The organism is Sinorhizobium fredii NGR234 (assembly GCF_000018545.1).
Classification (GTDB): Bacteria; Pseudomonadota; Alphaproteobacteria; order Rhizobiales; family Rhizobiaceae; genus Sinorhizobium; species Sinorhizobium fredii_A.
This window is the reverse complement of record NC_012587.1, coordinates 423,812-442,674: the sequence shown is the minus strand read 5'-3', so window position 1 is coordinate 442,674 and position 18,863 is coordinate 423,812. Positions and strand designations below refer to the sequence as shown.

General features: G+C 63.7%; 17 protein-coding genes. 9 read left to right on the top strand and 8 right to left on the bottom strand.

What is annotated here, in order from left to right:
• Positions 1–19: 19 nt before the first annotated feature.
• From glcF to NGR_RS13330, 4 genes are all read right to left on the bottom strand, one after another.
• A complete protein-coding gene (gene glcF / locus NGR_RS13345) occupies positions 20–1,315 on the bottom strand; it encodes a glycolate oxidase subunit GlcF (RefSeq protein ID WP_012706976.1) in 1,296 nt (431 codons plus the stop codon).
• Between the two features lie 61 nt (positions 1,316–1,376).
• Positions 1,377–1,757: a DUF4870 family protein gene (locus tag NGR_RS13340; RefSeq protein ID WP_012706975.1), complete on the bottom strand. Its 381-nt coding sequence runs from the start codon at positions 1,755–1,757 to the stop codon at positions 1,377–1,379.
• A gap of 151 nt (positions 1,758–1,908) precedes the next feature.
• The gene (gene glcE, locus NGR_RS13335) at positions 1,909–3,120 is read right to left on the bottom strand and encodes a glycolate oxidase subunit GlcE (protein WP_012706974.1); all 1,212 of its coding nucleotides are present in this window, start codon (positions 3,118–3,120) and stop codon (positions 1,909–1,911) included.
• On the bottom strand, positions 3,117–4,556 hold the full coding sequence (locus NGR_RS13330) for an FAD-binding oxidoreductase (RefSeq protein WP_012706973.1): 1,440 nt from the start codon (positions 4,554–4,556) through the stop codon (positions 3,117–3,119). The genes glcE and NGR_RS13330 overlap by 4 nt, the downstream gene beginning before the upstream one ends.
• Before the next feature lie 360 nt (positions 4,557–4,916).
• Between NGR_RS13330 and NGR_RS13325 the strand changes: the two genes are divergently transcribed.
• On the top strand, positions 4,917–5,813 hold the full coding sequence (locus NGR_RS13325) for a LysR family transcriptional regulator (RefSeq protein WP_012706972.1): 897 nt from the start codon (positions 4,917–4,919) through the stop codon (positions 5,811–5,813).
• Between the two features lie 23 nt (positions 5,814–5,836).
• Here NGR_RS13325 and NGR_RS13320 read toward each other — a convergent pair whose 3' ends face one another.
• Entirely contained in the window at positions 5,837–7,111 is a 1,275-nt protein-coding gene (locus NGR_RS13320) for a DUF3422 family protein (RefSeq protein WP_012706971.1), read from the bottom strand.
• A gap of 210 nt (positions 7,112–7,321) precedes the next feature.
• On the opposite strand from NGR_RS13320, the gene NGR_RS13315 reads away from it, so the two are divergent.
• From NGR_RS13315 to NGR_RS13290, 6 genes are all read left to right on the top strand, one after another.
• On the top strand, positions 7,322–8,113 hold the full coding sequence (locus NGR_RS13315; protein ID WP_012706970.1) for a FadR/GntR family transcriptional regulator: 792 nt from the start codon (positions 7,322–7,324) through the stop codon (positions 8,111–8,113).
• A gap of 253 nt (positions 8,114–8,366) precedes the next feature.
• Complete coding sequence (locus tag NGR_RS13310; RefSeq protein ID WP_012706969.1) at positions 8,367–8,873, top strand: NUDIX hydrolase; 507 nt, start codon at positions 8,367–8,369, stop codon at positions 8,871–8,873.
• A 211-nt stretch (positions 8,874–9,084) separates the two neighbouring features.
• Complete coding sequence (locus NGR_RS13305) at positions 9,085–10,593, top strand: inorganic phosphate transporter (RefSeq protein WP_012706968.1); 1,509 nt, start codon at positions 9,085–9,087, stop codon at positions 10,591–10,593.
• Positions 10,594–10,603: 10 nt separating this feature from the next.
• Complete coding sequence (locus NGR_RS13300; RefSeq protein WP_012706967.1) at positions 10,604–11,341, top strand: 16S rRNA (uracil(1498)-N(3))-methyltransferase; 738 nt, start codon at positions 10,604–10,606, stop codon at positions 11,339–11,341.
• A 184-nt stretch (positions 11,342–11,525) separates the two neighbouring features.
• On the top strand, positions 11,526–12,899 hold the full coding sequence (locus NGR_RS13295) for a glutamate--cysteine ligase (RefSeq protein WP_012706966.1): 1,374 nt from the start codon (positions 11,526–11,528) through the stop codon (positions 12,897–12,899).
• A gap of 100 nt (positions 12,900–12,999) precedes the next feature.
• Positions 13,000–13,818, top strand: a complete 819-nt coding sequence (locus NGR_RS13290; protein WP_012706965.1) for a DUF937 domain-containing protein — start codon at positions 13,000–13,002, stop codon at positions 13,816–13,818.
• Positions 13,819–14,190: 372 nt separating this feature from the next.
• Here NGR_RS13290 and NGR_RS13285 read toward each other — a convergent pair whose 3' ends face one another.
• Positions 14,191–14,487 (bottom strand): DUF1127 domain-containing protein, encoded by a 297-nt coding sequence (locus NGR_RS13285; protein ID WP_012706964.1) that lies wholly within the window; start codon positions 14,485–14,487, stop codon positions 14,191–14,193.
• Positions 14,488–14,691: 204 nt separating this feature from the next.
• Between NGR_RS13285 and NGR_RS13280 the strand changes: the two genes are divergently transcribed.
• Both NGR_RS13280 and oxyR read left to right on the top strand, forming a co-directional pair.
• Positions 14,692–15,642 (top strand): LysR substrate-binding domain-containing protein, encoded by a 951-nt coding sequence (locus tag NGR_RS13280; RefSeq protein ID WP_012706963.1) that lies wholly within the window; start codon positions 14,692–14,694, stop codon positions 15,640–15,642.
• A 171-nt stretch (positions 15,643–15,813) separates the two neighbouring features.
• Positions 15,814–16,725, top strand: a complete 912-nt coding sequence (oxyR, locus tag NGR_RS13275) for a hydrogen peroxide-inducible genes activator OxyR (RefSeq protein WP_012706962.1) — start codon at positions 15,814–15,816, stop codon at positions 16,723–16,725.
• A gap of 40 nt (positions 16,726–16,765) precedes the next feature.
• Here oxyR and NGR_RS13270 read toward each other — a convergent pair whose 3' ends face one another.
• Together NGR_RS13270 and adhP are read right to left on the bottom strand one after the other, a co-directional pair.
• The gene (locus NGR_RS13270) at positions 16,766–17,641 is read right to left on the bottom strand and encodes a dienelactone hydrolase family protein (protein ID WP_012706961.1); all 876 of its coding nucleotides are present in this window, start codon (positions 17,639–17,641) and stop codon (positions 16,766–16,768) included.
• Positions 17,642–17,764: 123 nt separating this feature from the next.
• Entirely contained in the window at positions 17,765–18,790 is a 1,026-nt protein-coding gene (gene adhP, locus NGR_RS13265; protein WP_164924179.1) for an alcohol dehydrogenase AdhP, read from the bottom strand.
• Positions 18,791–18,863 lie beyond the last annotated feature (73 nt).

Genomic DNA, 18,863 nt, shown 5'->3' with positions numbered 1-18,863 from the left:
AGAGGGCCAAACGCCCCCCTCACAGCCCCGCCGGTTTCGGCCCACCATAGGCCCAGTCGAGCAGTTCGACGGTATGCAGGATCGGAATATTCGTGCCGCCGGCAATTTGGGTGATGCAGCCGATATTGCCTGTGGCGATCACGTTCGGCTTTGTCGCCTCGATGTTGCGGACTTTTCGCGCTTTCAGCTTCGCCGATATCTCCGGCTGCAGGATGTTGTAGGTTCCTGCCGAGCCGCAACAGAGATGGCCTTCGGCCGGTTCGCGAACCGCAAAGCCCGCGCGCTTCAGAAGCTGCTTCGGCGCCAGGGTGATCTTCTGCCCGTGCTGCATCGAGCAGGCGGAGTGATAGGCGACGGTCATGCCGCGCGCGCCCTGCTCGGGCAGGTCCAGTCCCGCCAGATATTCGGTTATGTCCTTGGCAAGTGCGGAAACCTTCGCCGCCTTCTCGGCATAGGCCGGATCCAGCCGCAGCATGTGGCCATAATCCTTGATCGTCGTGCCGCAGCCGGACGCGGTGATGACGATCGCGTCGAGACCATCCTCGTCGGCAGCCTTCAGCCAGACATCGACGTTGCGCCGGGCGGCATCCAGCGCCTGCTCCTCGCGCCCCATGTGATGGACCAGCGCGCCGCAGCAGCCCTCGCCCGCTGAAACGACGACCTCTACGCCCTGCCCGGTGAGCAGCCGGACGGTTGCCTCGTTGATCTCCGGCCTCAATACCGGCTGCGCGCATCCGGTAAGCAGCGCGACACGGCCGCGTGGTGTGCCCTTGGCGGCGTAAACGGCTGCCCTCGCCCCATCCGACGCCGTGGGCATCGCGCGGGGTGCGAGGTCGAGCATGACGCCGAAGGTCCTGAGCCAGGCAACCCGCTTCAGCAGGCCCGCCAAGGGCCGCGCAAGCCTCGCCGCCCGGAGCGCCAGCCGGAAGCGCGAAGGATAGGGCAAGGTCGCGGCGATGACGGAGCGGGCAAAACGGTCCTTGAGCGGTCGCTTGTAGGTCTTCTCGATGTGGACACGGGCATGATCGACCAGATGCATGTAATCGACGCCCGACGGGCAGGTGGTCATGCAGGAAAGGCAGGAGAGACATCGGTCGATATGCGTGACGGTTTCGGCATCGGCCGCACGCCCGTTTTCCAGCATGTCCTTGATGAGGTAGATCCGCCCGCGCGGACTGTCGAGCTCGTCGCCAAGCAGAACATAGGTCGGACAGGTGGCCGTGCAGAAGCCGCAATGGACGCATTTGCGCAGGATCTTTTCCGATTCTGCGACATGCGGGTCGGCGAGTTGCTCTCTAGAGAAATTTGTCTGCAACCGGATACTCCACTCTCAATTTTCATGGCACGCCTTCTTGCCGGGGCGGGCCTGCAGCGCTCTAAACGAGCCAGCTTTCGGGGTCGGTGATCGGCTCCTCGCGAGCCGCCTTCTGAAGCCCGATGACACAGCGCACGACGATCCAGACCGCCGTCGCTATGAAGCCGAGCACACCAATGAGCAATACGGACAGAAGCGCCGAGACGACCGCGAACAGCAACGCGATCCAGAAGGTGCGGATCGCCCAGGTGTAGTGGGTCCTCGCCCACGGCTCGGCTTTGTCCCGGTTGAGATAGGCGAGCACGATGCCGACCAGTACCGTGACGCCGATCGCGAAGCCGACGAGATAGAGCAGGTAGATGATCTGGATGTTGACCTTGCCCGGCTCCAGCCAGCGATCGGTGTCGCGGGAAAGCGGCGTCTGCGGACCAGGATCGGGCATCGGATTCTCCTTTCGCCTACAGCGCCGCGCGTCTTATCAGACGCGCAAAGGTCGCCGTAGCACTTTGATTTGCTGCATGTTTTTGTCCTCAAATCGGGCACGATCTAAGGAAACATGCAGTCTGCACGAATTGCGCCGGCGCTCGGTCCAATCAGGCGACTGCCGCCAACCGCCCCGGGTTGAAGATGCGCGCCGGATCGAGGGTGGCACGCACGCGTTCGCTCAGTTGCGCCACGGCCGGAGCCTGCGGCTCGAAGGCCGGGGCTCGGGCCCGCGCTTCGCCGTCGGCGCGCACAAGCGTCGCATGGCCTCCGCCCAAGGCGCCAACATAGCGCCGTACGAGTTCAGCCTCGGCTTCCGCCTCCATGCGAAGCCAGACAAGACCGCCCTGCCAATCGTAGAATGCATCCACGCCCGTCTGAAGACGCAGCGCTGCAACGAGCTGATGACCCGCGGACGGGGCGACCGAGACACGCCACAAGGGTCTCGCAGTGCCATCGGCATAAGGCTTCACGTTGCGGATCTCGGCCCAGAGGGCCTTGGCCTGCCCGGCGTCCAGTTGCGAGCGCGAACCGAAGCGCGACAGCGCCGCGACGAGCTTTTCGGCACGCATCTCGACCGACGCCGCCAAGCCTTCGAGCCTCAACACGGTCGCCGCCCCTTCCGGCAGCGCGCCGTCGATGAAGCGGCCCCGCACGCTTTCCGGCAGATGCGCCGCGCCCGATACCTCCACCGGCTGGGCCATCGCCTCGGCCATCACCGCCGCGGCCTCCGCATCGTTGAGACCCGAGACGACAACGGTCGCGGCAGCCGGCGGAACTGGCAACACCTTGAATGTAACTTCCGTCAGAATTCCGAGCGTCCCGTAGGAGCCCGCCATCAGCTTGACGAGATCGAGCCCGGTGACGTTCTTCATGACACGACCGCCAGCCTTGATCAGTTCGCCGCGGCCATTGACGAAACGCACGCCGAGCAGGTTGTCGCGGGCGGCTCCGGCAACATAGCGGCGAGGCCCGGAGACATTCGCCGCGAAAACCCCGCCGATCGTCGGCTCGCCCGTCGTTCCGAAGATCGGACGGTGATCCATGGGCTCGAATGACAGCATCTGGCCGTTGGCGGCGAGGGCCGCTTCCACCTCGGCAAGCGGTGTCCCGGCAAGCGCGCTCATGGTCATCTCCGCCGGATGGTAGGCGACGATGCCGGCGAGGCGCCGCGTCGAAAGCGTTCGGTCGGCCCGCACCGGATTCCCGAGACCAGAGCGCGTCCCCCCGCCGACGATGGCAAGCGTGACTCGCTCGGCCGCCGCGGAGCGCACCACCGAGGCGATCCCTTCTTCGCTTGCCGGTTCGAAATGGACGATCATGCCGCAGGCCGTCCTTCGAGCGGAAATACCTTCGACGGGTTCAAAAGCCATTGCGGATCGAAGGCGGCGCGCACGGCCATCTGCTGGTCGAGGTCGGCCTTGTTGTACTGATGCCGCATCAGATCCCGCTTTTCGATGCCGACACCGTGCTCGCCCGTCAGGCAGCCGCCCGCATCGACGCAGAGCTTCAGGATGTCGTTGCCGGCCGCTTCAGCGCGGGCCGCATCCTCCGGATCGTTGATGTTGTAGAGGATCAGCGGATGCATATTGCCGTCGCCGGCATGGAAGACGTTGGCGACGCGGAGCCCGTAGCTCGCGACGATCTCGCCGGTCCGACGCAACACATGGGAGAGCTGGCTGAGCGGCACCGTGCCGTCCATGCAAATATAGTCGGCGACCCGCCCGGTGGCACCGAAGGCGGATTTCCGGCCTTTCCAGATCAGCGCCGCCTCGAGCGCCGACTGCGATTCCTTGATCGTCATGACGCCGTGACGGCGGGCGATCGCGATGATGCTCTCAAGCATCGTGTCCATCTCCGCCTCCGACCCCTCGACCTCGACAATCAGCAGCGCCTCAACGTCGAGCGGATAGCCGGCATGGGCAAAGGCCTCGCAGATCTCGATCGCCGGCTTGTCCATGAACTCGATCGCCACTGGGATGATGCCCGACCCGATGATATCGGCGACGCAGGAACCGGCCGCGACCGACGAGGCGAAGCCGAACAATACGGGGCGCGCCCCTTCCGGCTTGGCGATCAGCCGCACCGTCGCCTCGGTGACGATGCCGAGCTGGCCTTCCGAGCCGCAGACGAGGCCGAGCAGATCGTAGCCGGACGAATCCAGCGCCTTGCCGCCGAGCTCGATCACCGTGCCGTCGAAGAGCACCATCTTGACGCCCAGGAGGTTGTTGGTCGTGACGCCGTATTTCAGGCAGTGGGCGCCGCCGGAATTCATGCCGATGTTGCCGCCGATCGTGCAGGCGAGCTGGGAGCTCGGATCGGGGGCGTAGAAGAAGCCGTCGGCGCTCACCGCGTCGGAAATGTTGAGATTGGTGACCCCCGCCTGGACCGTCGCCGTCCGGTTGAAGAGATCGACATCGAGAATGCGCGACATCTTCGAGAGACCGATGACGATCGCGTCTTCCTGCGGGATGGCGCCGCCGGAGAGCGACGTGCCGGCCCCGCGCGGCACGACCGGGATGCCGTAGCGACTGCAATATTTGAGGACCGCGGAGACCTGCTCGGTCGTCTCCGGGAGCACAACGGCGAGCGGCAGGCGGCGATAGGCGAGAAATGCGTCCGTCTCGAAGGGCTTCAGCCCGCGTTCGTCGCTGATCAGGCAACCCTCCGGCAGGAGGTCGGCGAGGTCGGCAATGATCTCCGGCCGGCGGTCGAGGACGGCCTGCCTGGGTTTCAGGAATCCGATCGTCTCCGGCATGAACTCCTCCAACAAAACACGAGGATTATAGCGCCGCGCGTCCAATCGGACGCGCTAGAGCGGGATGAGGAAAAGTGTGTGCGGTTTTCCGCCCGCATCCCGCTCTAACCCATTAGAATCGATCACGTTCGTGATTTTAGGTCGATCCGACCTAAAATCATCGTGATCTAAGGTCGCCGTAGCACTTTGAAATGCTACAGGCTGTACCGTCCGCATCCTTCGCCGCAATCTCTCAGAATCATCAGCTTTGTCATTTGAATCTAGAGCATTTCATCCGCTTTGTGAAAGCCGGATACACTGGTAGGGGCACTCGCCAGCTGCTATTTATCTTTTCCTTCTCGGAAACAATGGTCAGGATTGATGACGAATCTTGGGGATCTCGAAGTGTTCGCGCGCGTGGTTTCCACCGGTAGCATGTCGGCGGCGGGCCGCGCCCTCGGCCTTTCCGCGGCGGTAATCTCCAAGCGCGTCAAGCGGCTCGAGGAGAGGCTCGGCACGCGTCTTCTGCAGCGCACGACACGCCAGGTCTCCCTGACGGAGGCCGGACAGGGCTTCTACGACCGCGTCCTGGGCGTCCTCGCCGGTATCGAGGAGGCGGAGGCCTATGCCGCGGGCCGGTCGTCGCAGGCCCAGGGGACGTTGCGCATCACGGCACCCACCTCCTTCGGCCGCATGCATATCGCGCCGCACCTGACCGGCTTCATGAAGGATCACCCCGACCTGAAGCTCCATATCGTCCTCAGCGACGAGTTCAGCGACATTGTCGCCGATGGCTTCGACCTGGCCGTCCGGATCGGCGAGCTTACCGATTCGAGTCTGGTCGCCCGCAAGCTCGCGCCGGTCCGCCGCTTGCTCTGCGCATCACCCGACTACATTTCCCGGCACGGTGCTCCCAAGGAGATCGGCGACCTCGCCGAACACATCTGCCTGCCGGCCCACAACAACGAAAGCTGGAAGCTGGAAGGTCCGGGCGGGTCCTTGGCTTACCGTCCGGACGGCCCGCTCGTCACCAATTCGTCGGAGATCATCCGCGCCGCAGTGATCGCCGGAGCGGGGATCGCGCTCCGCTCGACCTGGGACGTCAGTGCGGAACTGCGCGACGGGCACCTGGTACAGGTGCTGCCGGAATGGGAAGGATCACAAAGGCTGACGCTCTCGGCCGTCTATCCGAGCCGGCAGTTCCTTCCCGCCAAGGTCCGGCTCTTCGTCGATTATCTCTCAGCCCTCTATGGCCCCGTCCCCTATTGGGAGCAGTGATTGCCGGCAGGGATCCGCCATCTCTATTTATGCGCACTTTCCTCGTGGTGGCGGCGAATGCGGCGAACGACCAGCCAGACGCCAACGACCGCAAAGGGCACGGCAAGGCCGGTCAGCACGCCGGGATCGACCGGAAGCTCGTGGCTTACCGCTTTGGCGAGATAACCGAACAGGCCGATGACGTAATAGGAGATCGCCGCGACGGAGAGACCCTCGACGGTCTGCTGCAGGCGCAATTGCAGTTTCGCACGGCGGTCCATCGAATTGAGCAGCGCGCTGTTCTGCCGTTCGAGTTCGACATCGATCCAGCTTCTGAGCAGCGCCGTTGCACGGGAGAGCTTGCGCGACAGATTGGCCTGCCGCTCCTCGACCGACTGGCAGGTGCGCAGCGCCGGCGCCAGCCTGCGTTCGAGGAAGGTTCCGATCGTCTCGTACCCGGGCACCGGTGTTTCGGAGAGTGTTCGGATGCGCTCCTGGACGATGCCGTAATAGGCGCGGCTCGCGCCGAAGCGATAGAGGCTGAGCGCAGCACCGGCCTCAAGCTCGGCGGCGAGCCGGGTGATCTCCGCCAGCATTTCGTCCGCTTCCTCGCGGACATTCTCCTTCATGCGTTGGGTGACGCCGGTCAGGCCATCCTCGGTCCGGCGGATTTCCGGCGACAGCGACTGCGCCAGCGGCAGACCGAGCATGGCGAGCGTCCGGTAGGTCTCGATGTCGAGCAGACGCTGGACCAGCGCACCCGTGCCGGCCTCCGTCATGCCCCGGTCGAGGATGAGGATCTGGGTGAGACCGTCGCCGTTCTGCCGGAAGTCGGTCAGCAGCACGGCCTGGCCGTTCTTGGTCTCGCTGTAACAGAGACTCGTCGGATCGAAGGCCTTGATCGCCTCGCGGGCTTCCGGCGTATCCGGACGGATTTCAAGGCGGATACCGGAAATCAGCAGACCCGGCGGAGAGAATCCGTCGCCGAAAGGATGGATCGGCACCTCGCCGCCGAACTGTTCCGGCGCCGGCGCGTCCCAGAAATAGGTGGAAAATTCGGTGTGCCGCTCCCAGCGCAACGTCCCCTGCCCCCACGCCATGGCGTGGTGGTTGGCATCGCGACTGGGCGGCGCGATGCCGCGCGAGCGGGACAATTCCGAAAGCACCGCATGGTCAACGATCGAACCGCCTTCGGTAATGAAGGCGAGCTGAAAGATGACGCGCGGCGTCGTTACCAGCGCATAGGGCCGGGAGTGAATTTCTCCGAGTACCTGGGCGCGCAAGGGCGCTGCAGGAAATCCAAAACTTGCCTTCGCCATGAAGCGCTTCATCCCCCTCACGCGTTCATCATCGTTTTCTTATCAACCAGCGGCGCAAAATGAACAGGACGCATTGACGCAGCTTGACTTTTATCAGCCGCACATCGGCAAGTGGACAATCGATTTGACCACTTGATCGGTCCTGCTAGATTGCCGCCGATGATGGAAACAGCAAGAGCCGTTACGCTTTCCGTCGGTGGGAGATGGGTAGTGACCGAAGACCAGGGCGATCTCTATGCGCGCATCAGCCACAGCCGCACGGCGGACGAGGTTGTCCAGCAGATCGAGCTGCTGATTCTGGAGGGCGTGCTGCGCGACGGAGACCGGCTGCCGGGCGAGCGGGATCTCTCGAAAAGGCTCGACGTGTCGCGACCGATCCTGCGCGAGGCGTTGAAGGAACTGGAAACCCGGGGATTGCTCGAAAGCCGCCACGGAGGCGGCACCTTCGTCGCCGACGTCGTCGGCCAGATCTTCTCGAAACCACTGATCGAGCTCATCGGCCGTCACCACAAGGCGACACAGGATTACCTCGAATACCGGCGCGAGCTCGAAGGGCTGACGGCGGAACTCGCCGCGACACGCGCCACCGACTTCGACCGCGATCTCCTCACCCGCGTCATCGAGCGGATGCGCGAGGCACACCGCAGCGGCAATTTCGACGACGAGCTCGAAGCGGACGTCGAATTGCACAATGCGATCGGCGAAAGCGCCCACAACATCATTCTGCTGCACACGCTGAGGGCCTGCTACCGGCTCCTGACCCAGGGCATCTTTTTTCATCGCAGCTCGGTCTTCGGCGCACCGGGCGCACGCGACCGGCTGCTTGCCCAGCACGAGGCGATCTATGCCGCCATCATGGCGCGCGACCCCACGACCGCCAAGGCGGCCGCACAAAGCCATATCGACTTCGTCGCCGCCGCGGCGCGCGATGCGGAGCGCAGCGGCGAGTGGGCCCGCATCGCGCGACTGCGCCTCAAGCAGCGCGACCGCGCCGGTTCATAGAGCGGGGCATCTCTGGCCGCACCCTCGCCCGGAGGTTCGTGATCCAGCCGCTGAATACGGCCGACGATGTCGCTTCCTGGCAAGCCTGGTGGGGAAGCACTACATGTATTCCACAACAGTGTTCCGCTCACGGAACCGCAACGCTTCTTATCAGTTATTGATCGGCTGGCGTCATTTACACGCAAGGAAGACGCGCCATAATTTCGAATGACTGATTTCTGAATATGATTCGCATACAGGAGTATCGATTCCCTTGAACTTCTTGCACCGGCTAGCTTCTGACGTGCATTTGATGATGCGTCGACCGGCGCGCATGCAATATGCCGCGCTGTGCTACCGCATCCGCAAGAAAACGGTGTCTCCGGAAATCCTCCTGCTCACCAGCCGTGACACGGGCCGCTGGGTCATTCCCAAGGGATGGCCGATGCAGGGAAAGTGGGCCCATGAGGTCGCCGAACGCGAGGCCTATGAAGAGGCCGGCGTGAAAGGCAAGGCGCAGAAGGCTGCGATCGGCTCCTATGTCTATCAGAAGCGCATGGACCACGGGTTGAAGATTCCCTGCAAAGTTCAGGTCCACGCCCTCGAAGTTGACAATCTCTGCAAAAATTTTCCCGAGAAGGGCGAGCGAAAGCTCGAGTGGGTCGACTACGCGGAGGCCGCCCGGCGTGTCGCCGAGCCTTCGCTGAAAGAACTGATCCTCGGTTTCGGCAAGCGAATGGCCGCCGCCCAGCCGCCGGAGCCCGCGGCCTCCGAAGGCTGACGGTCGTTGGTGGCCTACTGCATGTTTCCCTAAATCGTAGCCGATTTAGGGAAACATGCAGCAATTCAAGGTGCTACAGCGACCTTTGCGCGTCTGATAAGACGCGCGGCGCTGTAGACCCACTAGGCCCGCCTTCCCGCCTACCATCCAACAGCGCTTGAATACGCCGTCGCGGACCGCTACTGGCGAATATGACAATGGAGAAATATTTGTGTCCAAGCCGCGACTGCGCCTCGAAAAGCTGACGATCGACAAGGATCTCGACAAGGTCAGCCGTGCCGAGGAAGCGTCGCAACATGTGATGCGCGGGCTTGCCGCCCCGGGCCTCGGCCTGCTCTTTCTGATCCTCAGCATGGCATTCGCAGCCAGCTATTTCACGGGCGCGTCCGGCATGGCCATCGTCGTGGCGGGGGCCGCAATTGCCGCCTACATGGCGATGAACATCGGCGCAAACGACGTCACCAACAATGTCGGAGCCGCGGTCGGCGCCAAGGCCATGACGATGGCGACGGCGCTTGGCATTGCCGCCGTCTTCGAAATTGCCGGAGCCGTGATTGCCGGGCGAAAGGTGACGCTTACCATCGAGGCCGGCATCGTCGACGGCGCGCAACTGGTCAGCCTCGACGTTCTCGTCTGGGTGATGATGGCGGCGCTCTTGTCTTCGGCCGTCTGGATCAACATCGCCACATACGCGCGCGCCCCGGTCTCGACAACCCACTCCATCGTCGGCGGCATCATCGGCGCCGGCATGGCGGCCGAGGGCTTCGCCAGCGTCAAATGGTGGGCGATCGCCGGGATCACCGCGAGCTGGTCGGTCTCTCCCCTGCTCGGCGGCGCGATTGCCGCCCTGTTCCTGGCATTTCTCAAGGAATTCGTCATCTACCGCAACGACAAGATCGCGGCGGCGCGCTACTGGATGCCGATCGTGCTCGGCGTCACGGCAGGCTCTTTCACCGCCTATGTGGCGGTCTCCGCGCTCGTCCATCTGCAGGTGATTTCGCTGGGGACGGGCCTTCTCATCGGCACCCTTGCCGGCATTGCGTGCTACGGGCTGTGCAAGCCGTGGATTCATCGCCAATCGGCGGGACTCGAAAACCGCAACCAGTCGCTTCGCAAGCTGTTCCGCCTGCCGCTCATCTTCTCCGCCGCGCTGCTCTCCTTCGCGCACGGCGCCAATGACGTGTCGAACGCCATCGGACCGCTGTCGGCGATCGTCTCGGCCGTGAACGGCACGATTTCGACGGCGCGGTCGGAGGCACCCTTCTGGGTGCTGCTCATCGGCGCTCTCGGCATCTCGATGGGCCTGCTTCTCTACGGGCCGATCCTGATCCGCGTCGTCGGCGAGGAAATCACCCGCCTCAATCCGATGCGCGCCTTCTGCGTGGCGCTGGCGACGGCGGTCACCGTCCTCCTGGCATCGGCGCTGGGGCTGCCGATCAGTTCCACGCACACGGCGGTCGGTGCCGTCTTCGGCGTCGGTTTTTTCCGCGAATGGTACATACGCCATTCGCGGCGACGGCTGGAGTATATCCGGCGGAGGACCGGCCAAACCGGCTTCATGGGCGAGGCCATCGAAACGAATTTCGCCGAGGTACGCCGCCGCCGGCTGGTGCGCCGCTCCTATTTCCTGACGATCGTCGCCGCCTGGGTGATCACGCTTCCTGCCTCGGCGCTGCTCTCGGCGCTCGTCTACCGGCTGCTTGCCGGCCTGTTTCTGTGAGAGTGACCGAATGCGCGCCAATTTCCGCATGCAGCGATTGTTCGTCGAAAGCCCGCTTCACGCCGGGGCAAGGCACGAGGCGACGAAGGATCAGTTCAACTATCTCATCAACGTGCTGCGCTTCGGCGAGGGTTCGTCGATCCTGGTCTTCAATGGACGAGACGGCGAATGGCGTGCGGAATTGTCTCTTCCTTCCCGAAAGCAGCTGGTGCTCACGGCAGTCGAGCAGACCCGTCCGCAGCCGGCTCCCTCAGACCTCGTCTATCTGTTTGCCCCGCTCAAGACTGGGCGGCTCGACTACCTCGTTCAGAAGGCCGTCGAGATGGGCGCCGGCGTGCTGCAGCCGGTGATGACCCAGCATGTGCAAGGCAAGCTCGGCAATCTCGACCGCCTGCGCGCCAATGTCACCGAGGCCGCGGAGCAATGCGGGGTTCTCGGCATTCCCTCGGTGGAGACGCCCCGAAAACTCGAAGAACTGCTGGCGAACTGGCCGCGCGAGCGGCGCATCATCTTCTGCGACGAGGGCAATGAGAGCCAGAATCCGCTGCCGATCCTCGGCGGGATCAGCGAGCGCCGCCTCGCCCTGCTGATCGGCCCGGAAGGAGGCTTCTCGGAAGCCGAGCGGGTGCTCTTGCACAGCCTCGATTTCGTCACCGCAGTCCCGCTCGGTCCACGCATCCTGCGCGCCGATACGGCGGCGGTGGCCGCGCTGGCACTCATTCAGGCAACGCTCGGCGACTGGCGGTGAGCCGTCGATCGGGCAGGCGGCCGTGCCGCGTCTGACAGGAAGCGCGGCGCTGGAGGGGCTTTGCGCGGAGTTTTTTTGACGGCATCTTGAAAGAAATTGACTTGCACCGCACTTGATTACGGTTCAAGCACCCTCCATCCAATCCTGCTGCTGGCGGGACCCCGCACATGTGAAGAAGACGAATATGGCCCGAGACACCACCGACCAGACGCCGGTCACCTCCGTTGCCGAACTGACCGCCTACCTCGCGTCCGGATCGAAGCCGAAAGAGAGGTTCCGGATCGGGACGGAGCACGAGAAATTCGCCTTCTTCAAAGCCGACAACAGCCCCGTTCCCTATTTCGGCGAAGCCAGCATCCAGGCGCTCTTGAAAGGCATGGCCGAGCGGAATGGCTGGGAGCCGATCGTCGACGAGGGCAATATCATCGGCCTGGCCGAACGGGACGGCAACGGCGCGATCTCGCTGGAGCCCGGCGGCCAGTTCGAGCTTTCCGGAGCGCCGCTCGAGAACCTGCATCAGACCTGCAAGGAATCGAACCAGCACCTGGCCGTGCTCCGCGAGATCGCCGAGCCGCTCGGCATCCGCTTCCTCGGCATCGGCGGCAGCCCGAAATGGACCTTCGAAGAAACGCCGCGCATGCCGAAATCGCGCTACGCGATCATGTCGCGCTACATGCCGAAGGTCGGGACTCACGGCCTCGACATGATGTACCGCACGTGCACGATCCAGGTGAATCTCGACTTCTCCTCCGAGGAGGACATGCGGCGCAAGATGCAGGTATCGATGAAACTGCAATCGCTCGCCACTGCCCTCTTCGCCAGCTCGCCTTTCACCGACGGCAAGCCGAACGGCCTGCTCTCGTGGCGGGGAGAGATCTGGCGCGACACCGACAACCGACGCGCGGGTCTCCTGCCGGCCTCCTTCAGGCCGGACTTCGGCTTTGCCGACTACGTCGAATGGGCGCTCGACGTGCCGATGTATTTCGTCGTGCGCGACGGCCATTATCATGACTGCACCCATGTCACCTTCCGCCAGTTCATGAACGGGGCGCTGAAGGGAGAGATCGCCGAATGGCAGCCCAACATGGGCGACTGGACCAATCATCTCTCGACTCTCTTCCCCGACGTCCGGCTGAAGCGCTTCCTTGAGATGCGCGGCGCCGACGGCGGACCGTGGCGGCGGATCTGCGCGCTGCCCGCCTTCTGGGTCGGCCTGCTCTACGACGACCAGGCGTTGGCGGATGCCGAGACGTTGACCCGCGACTGGAGCTACGACGAGGTCCAAGCACTCCGGGACGCAGTTCCCGCCGAGGGGCTGGCCGCGAAGTTCAGGACAACCTCGCTGTTCGACATCGCCCGCGAGGTGCTGGCGATTTCACGCGCCGGGTTGAAACGGCGCAACCGTCTGAACGGCGATGGTATCGACGAGAGCCAGTTCCTGGAACCGCTCGGCGAAGTTCTGGCGAAGAAGGCGACGCTCGCCGAGGATCTGCTGGCCCTCTACGACGGCCGCTGGAACCGGTCCGTCGACCCGGTGTTTACGGAATACCAATACTGAGGCGCGGAACGCGTTCACGCCCGAGCAAAAAGCGGTTTCCAGCCTTTCGATTCCCGTTATAGTGCAATGACATGCGTCACTCGCCCGGGAAGGAATCGCCATGGCACCGCTTTTTGACATGTTCGCACAAGCGCAGAATGGCCAGGCGATCGAGCTGATGGCAAAGCAGTTCGGCCTGGCCCAGGACCAGATGGCGAAGGCGACAGCGGCGCTGATGCCGGCCTTTTCCACGGGCTTCAAGCGCAACACCGCCAATCCCTATGACTTCGGTGCGCTGCTGACGGCCCTCTCGACCGGCAATTACGTGAAATATTTCGAGGATATGAGGCAGGCCTTCACGCCTGAGGGCGTGTCTGACGGCAACGATATCCTCGGTCAGTTGTTCGGCTCGAAGGAGATGTCGAGGGCGGTCGCGGCACAGGCGGCACAGATGACCGGCATCGGCCAGGAAGTCTACAAGCAGATGCTGCCGGTGATGGCGAGCACGCTGATGGGCGGCCTCTTCAAGGAGACCACCAACCAGGTGAACGAAGCGCTCGCCAGCAATCCGATGATGACGCTGATGCGGCAATGGATGGAGGCGACCGGTCTCGCCAAGAAGCCCGAGCCTGCGCCCAACCCGTTCGAGAATCCCTTCACCCAGGCGATGCAGGGATTCTTCGGTGCGGGCAGGAGCCAGGAGACACCGAAAACGCCTGATTTTTTCGCCGGCAATCCCTTCTTCAAGGCCTACCAGGACATGATGCGCGGCAGCAGTGCGGCGACCGAGAAGCCGCCTCAGGAAAACCCCGCCTTCGCGCAGTTCTCCCAGATGATGAACAACATGTTCGACACCGGCCTGGGGATGCAGAAGGAATATCAGAAGAACATCGACGCGCTGTTTGAGAGCTACAAGAGTGGTTCCGGCGGCAAGGGTTAGCGCGGCGATTGCCCCTCTCCTCGGGTTTAACCCGAGGACTGGCCCTCTCCCCGCCAGCGGGGAGAGGGGACTGAGGCGGCGCGGCATGTCCCTTCGCCCCGCTTGCGGGGAGAAGGTGGCCGGCAGGCCGGATGAGGGCCGTTCTCGCTACTACGCGGCGGTCTTCAAGGAATCACAAAAAACCCCGGTACATGTCTTGGCATGTACCGGGCAAGCAGCAGGGTCTATTGGCTCATACCCTGCGGGGAACGGATTGGTGATAAGCGTCACCGTAACTGGAAATTCGCGGCATGATCCGTGCAATGGCGGCAAGCTTTCGCCGGATCATGCCGCAAATGACGCATCCAGGCGGGGGACGCGCCATGGGGATCATCAATCGTGGCGGACACCCCTGTAGAAGTGGTTCGCCCGGTTTCGCGATGCGCGCGTCAGGAAGCTGCCCGGGTTCTCGAAGAAGGACGAGGTCATGGCCTCGTGCAGGTCTTCGCGTTTCAACCCCATGTCGAGCAGTTGCCGATCGTCGAGATCGTGGAGACGCGCAATCTGGCAGCGGCTTCGGTACAGGCGCCAGACAGCCGTCAGCACGCCGATGACACCTGCCGTGCGGGACGCAAGCGACGGCTTGCCTGCAGCGAGGTCGAGATCGAGGGCGTGTTGGGTCGTGCGCATGGCGGAACTCCTTTTTCAGGCACGAAGAAACCCGCCCCTGCGGGGAGGTATACGCAGGGGGCAAGCGGGTAAGGTTTGGTTGATCGGCGGTGTGGTCGCCGAGGGATTGACGTGATTTGCACGCTATGAATCGCAAATCCTTATTGATCAGTCCAACGAATGTTTCTAATGATATCCATCAAACAATTTTATGGGTATTCGGCCATGTCCGCACCGCTCGATATCGATCAGTTGCAAACCTTCGTCGCCATCGCCGATACGGGCAGCTTCACCAAGGCGGCCGATCGCGTCTTCAAGACTCAGTCGGCCGTGTCGATGCAGATGCGCCGGCTGGAGGAGCGGATCGGCAAGCCGTTGTTCATCAAGGACGGGCGCGGCAATCGGTTGACGGTCGAGGGCGACAGGCTGTTGAATTTCGCCCGCAGGATGCTCCGCCTCAACAATGAGGCGATCGCCTCCTTCGACGACAACAGGCTCGAAGGCACGCTCCGGATCGGCACGCCCGACGACTATGCCGACCGCTACATGCCCGAGATCATCGTCCGATTCGCGAAGACGCATCCGAATGTCGAGCTCTACATCGTCTGCGAGCCTTCGGCCGATCTCGCCGAGAAGATGGCCAAGGGCGACCTCGACATCGCGCTCGTCACCCACAATCCGCGGGTGCGGGCATCCGACGTGGTCAGAACCGAGCCGCTCTGCTGGGTCAGTTCGATCAACCATCCGCTTCCGGAAAACGCGCCGATCCCGCTCGCCGTCGGACGCCGCGACTGTCTGTGGCGGCAGGCGGCCTGTGCCGCGCTGGATGCGACGGGCCGCGAGTATCAGATCCTGTTTACAAGCTGGTCGTCGACGGTCGTCGCCGCCGCCGTGCTCGCCGGTATGGCCGTCTCGGTCTTGCCGGAGTCGGCGTTGCGTCCTGGCATGAAGGTACTGACGCTTGCGGACGGGTTCCCGGCGCTCGCACCCGTGCAGATCGGCATCATGAAGCGCCCCGGCCTTTCGCCGTCGCTGTCGAACGCCATCACCAACCACATCACCGCCTGCCTCGACAACATCACGCCGATCGCCGTCAACGACGACCTCGACAACGATATCAAGGGCTTTCCGCGCTATCCGCGTCTCAGGCAGAGCCATATGTTGCCGGGCTGGTAAGCCCGTTACAGGCAGAACGACGAAGGTCACGCCTCTTCCCAGAGCGTGGCCTTCGCCCTTTGCGGCAGCTTTCCGCGGCTCCGCTGATCGAGGCTTGACCGGTCGCAGCGCCGGCCTGCGCGATAGTCTCCGGTTGCATTCCATTCGCATTATCAATAAGCGTTTCCTATCATGCTCACGCTTCGACAGATGCGCTATTTCGATGCTCTCGCGACCGCCCGCCATTTCGGCCGCGCCGCAGAGCTCGCCCATGTCAGCCAGCCGGCCCTTTCGGCGCAGATCATGGAGATGGAAGAGCATCTCGGCGTCAAGCTCGTCGAAAGGAGCCGCGGCGGCGTGTTCCTGACCGCCAAGGGCGAGGACGTGCTGACGCGGGTCCGGGCCATCCTCGCCGATGTCGACCGGCTCGAGGAAAGCGCCCGTGCCAATTCCGGGACGCTCGACGGACGCGTCCGCCTTGGGGTCATCCCGACGCTGGCCCCCTATCTGGTGCCGCAGCTCATCCCATATCTTCGGGCGCGATATGCGGCGATCGAGATCGAGCTCAAGGAATCGCTGACCGACAGGCTGATCGCCGACCTCGGTGACGGCCGGCTCGACGCGGTCGTCGCCGCGTTGCCGATCGATGCAGACGGCATCGCCGCGCGCCCGCTGTTTTCGGACCGCTTCTTCATGGCGGTCGCAGACAACGACCGGAAGGTGCTGATGTCGCCGCTGACCGAGGCGCAGGTCGATATCTCGCAACTGCTCCTGCTCGAAGAAGGCCATTGCCTGCGCGATCAGGCGCTGGCCGTCTGCAACAGCGCCGGCAAGCGGCAGCTGATGAGCTTCGGCGCCACCTCCATGGCGACACTTCTGCAGATGGTCGCGAACGGCATGGGCATGACGCTCATTCCGGAGATCGCCATCCCGAGCGAGGCGGCGCGCAACGCCATCCGCATCGTGCCCTTTGCCGAGCCCGGGCCGGCACGCGAGATCGGGCTCATCTGGCGCCGCAGCAATCCGCGCCGGCGCGATATGGAGGCGCTGGGCGAAGCGATCGTCGATTGTGCCCGCTCGATCCTAAAGGGGGCCGAGCGGTAGGATCGCGCATAGTGGTCCCTCTGCCGCTATTCGTCGTCCGTCAGGCAAGTTTTGTCTTCAGGAACTCGACGGTCCGTCCCCAGGCGAGTTCGGCTGCCGCCTTGTCGTAGCGGGCGGCCGAAGTATCGTTGTTGAAGGCATGGTTGACGCCGTCATAGACATAGATCGTGGCGTCCTTGCCGTTCTCCGTCAGTGCCTTGCGGTAAGCATCGATGCCGGCATTGATGCGCTCGTCGAGCCCCGCATAGTGGAGCAGCATGGCGGCCTTGATCTTCGGCACGTCCTCGGCCTTCGGCTGGGAGCCGTAATAGGCGACGCCGGCCTTCAGATCGGGAGAATTGACCGCAAGACGATTGACCATGCCGCCACCCCAGCAAAAGCCGATCGCGCCGACATTGCCGGTGCTTTCCGCATGACCCTTGAGGAAGGCGACGGTGGCGACCGCATTGGCGTTGGTTTCACCGGCGTCGAGCGCGCTGATCATCTCGCGCGCCTTGTCCTCGTCTTCAGGCGTGCCGCCATCGGGCGACAGGAAATCGGGAGCGAGGGCGACGAATCCGTCGAGCGCGACGCGACGCGCGACGTCCTTGATATGCGGATTGAGGCCGCGGTTCTCGTGGATGACGATCACCGCCGGAAGCTTGCCGGATGCATTGGCGGGCTTGACCAGATAGCCCTTCATCTCGCCGTCGGCACCCGGATAGGTGATGTCCTCCCCCTTGATCCGTTCGTCCGTCGCGGCGACCATTTCGGCCTTGGCGCTGTTGGCGGCGAGCAAAGGGGCGATTGCCGCGGCGGCCGCCGCCGTGCCGGCGAGCGCCGTCAGCCTCTCCATGAAGCGGCGGCGATCCAGGGTCAGATGCGTGTATTCGTCATAGGCATCGATCATTGCCTGAGTGATCACAGGCTTGTTCATGACGCTCTCCTTCGGCGTTTTCCGAAGGCGGCGCGGCGATGGCCGCACCGCCCGCCGACAGGATAGGTCAGCGGGCGGCAGGCACGCGTCAAAACTGCGTTACTTGTCGTGATCCAGAGCCTTTCAGTTCAGATCGAGAACGATGCGACCGTCGATCTTGCCTTCTTCCATGCGCTCGAAGATGGCGTTGATGTTTTCGATCTTGTCCCAGGAGAAGTGAGCCCCGACCTTGCCCTCGCCGGCAAATTCCAACGCCTCCTCCAGATCCTGGCGGGTGCCGACGATCGAGCCGCGCACCGTGATGCGCTTCAGCACCGTGTCGAAGACGGGCAGGCAGATCTGGCTCGGCGGCAAACCGACGAGGGCCATGGTGCCCTTCGAACGCAGCATACGGTAGGCCTGCTCCATCGCCTTTGGCGAGACCGCCGTGACAAGCGCCCCGTGGACACCGCCGGTCCGCTTTTGCACCTCCTCGATAGCGTCCGCCGCCTTTGCATCGACGACAAGGTCGGCGCCGAGCTTCTCGGCGAGCGCCAGCTTGTCGGGGAAGATGTCGGCCGCGGCGACATGCATGCCCATGGCCTTGGCATATTGCACGGCCATGTGGCCGAGTCCGCCGATGCCGGAGACGAGCACCCATTCGCCGGGTCTCACCTCCGTCTCCTTCAGGCCCTTGTAGACGGTGACGCCGGCGCAAAGTACCGGCGCGGCCGGGCCGAACTCCAGCTTGGCGGGCAGCGTGCCGACGAAATCCGGATCCGCCAGGCCGTATTGGGCGAAGGTGCCGTCGACCGAATAGCCGGTGTTCTGCTGGCTGCCGCACAGCGTCTCCCAGCCGGTGCGGCATGGCGTGCAGCAGCCGCAGGCGGTATGCAGCCATGGCACCCCGACCCGATCGCCCTCCTTCAGCCGCGTCACGCCGGCGCCGAGCTTGGCGACGTAGCCGACCCCTTCGTGGCCGGGAATGAAGGGCGGATTGGGCCTCACCGGCCAGTCGCCCTTTGCAGCGTGCAGGTCGGTGTGGCACACGCCCGTGGCCTCGTATTTGATGAGGACCTGCCCCGGTCCCGGCTGCGGTATCGGCAATTCCTCGATCACGAGCGGCTTGCCGAACTCGCGCACGACGGCGGCTTTCATTGTTCCGGTCATATCGATCTCCTCCTCCGATGGTCGACGAAGGAAGTCTAGCGGCGGTGCGCGCCACAATCCCTTGACCTCCATC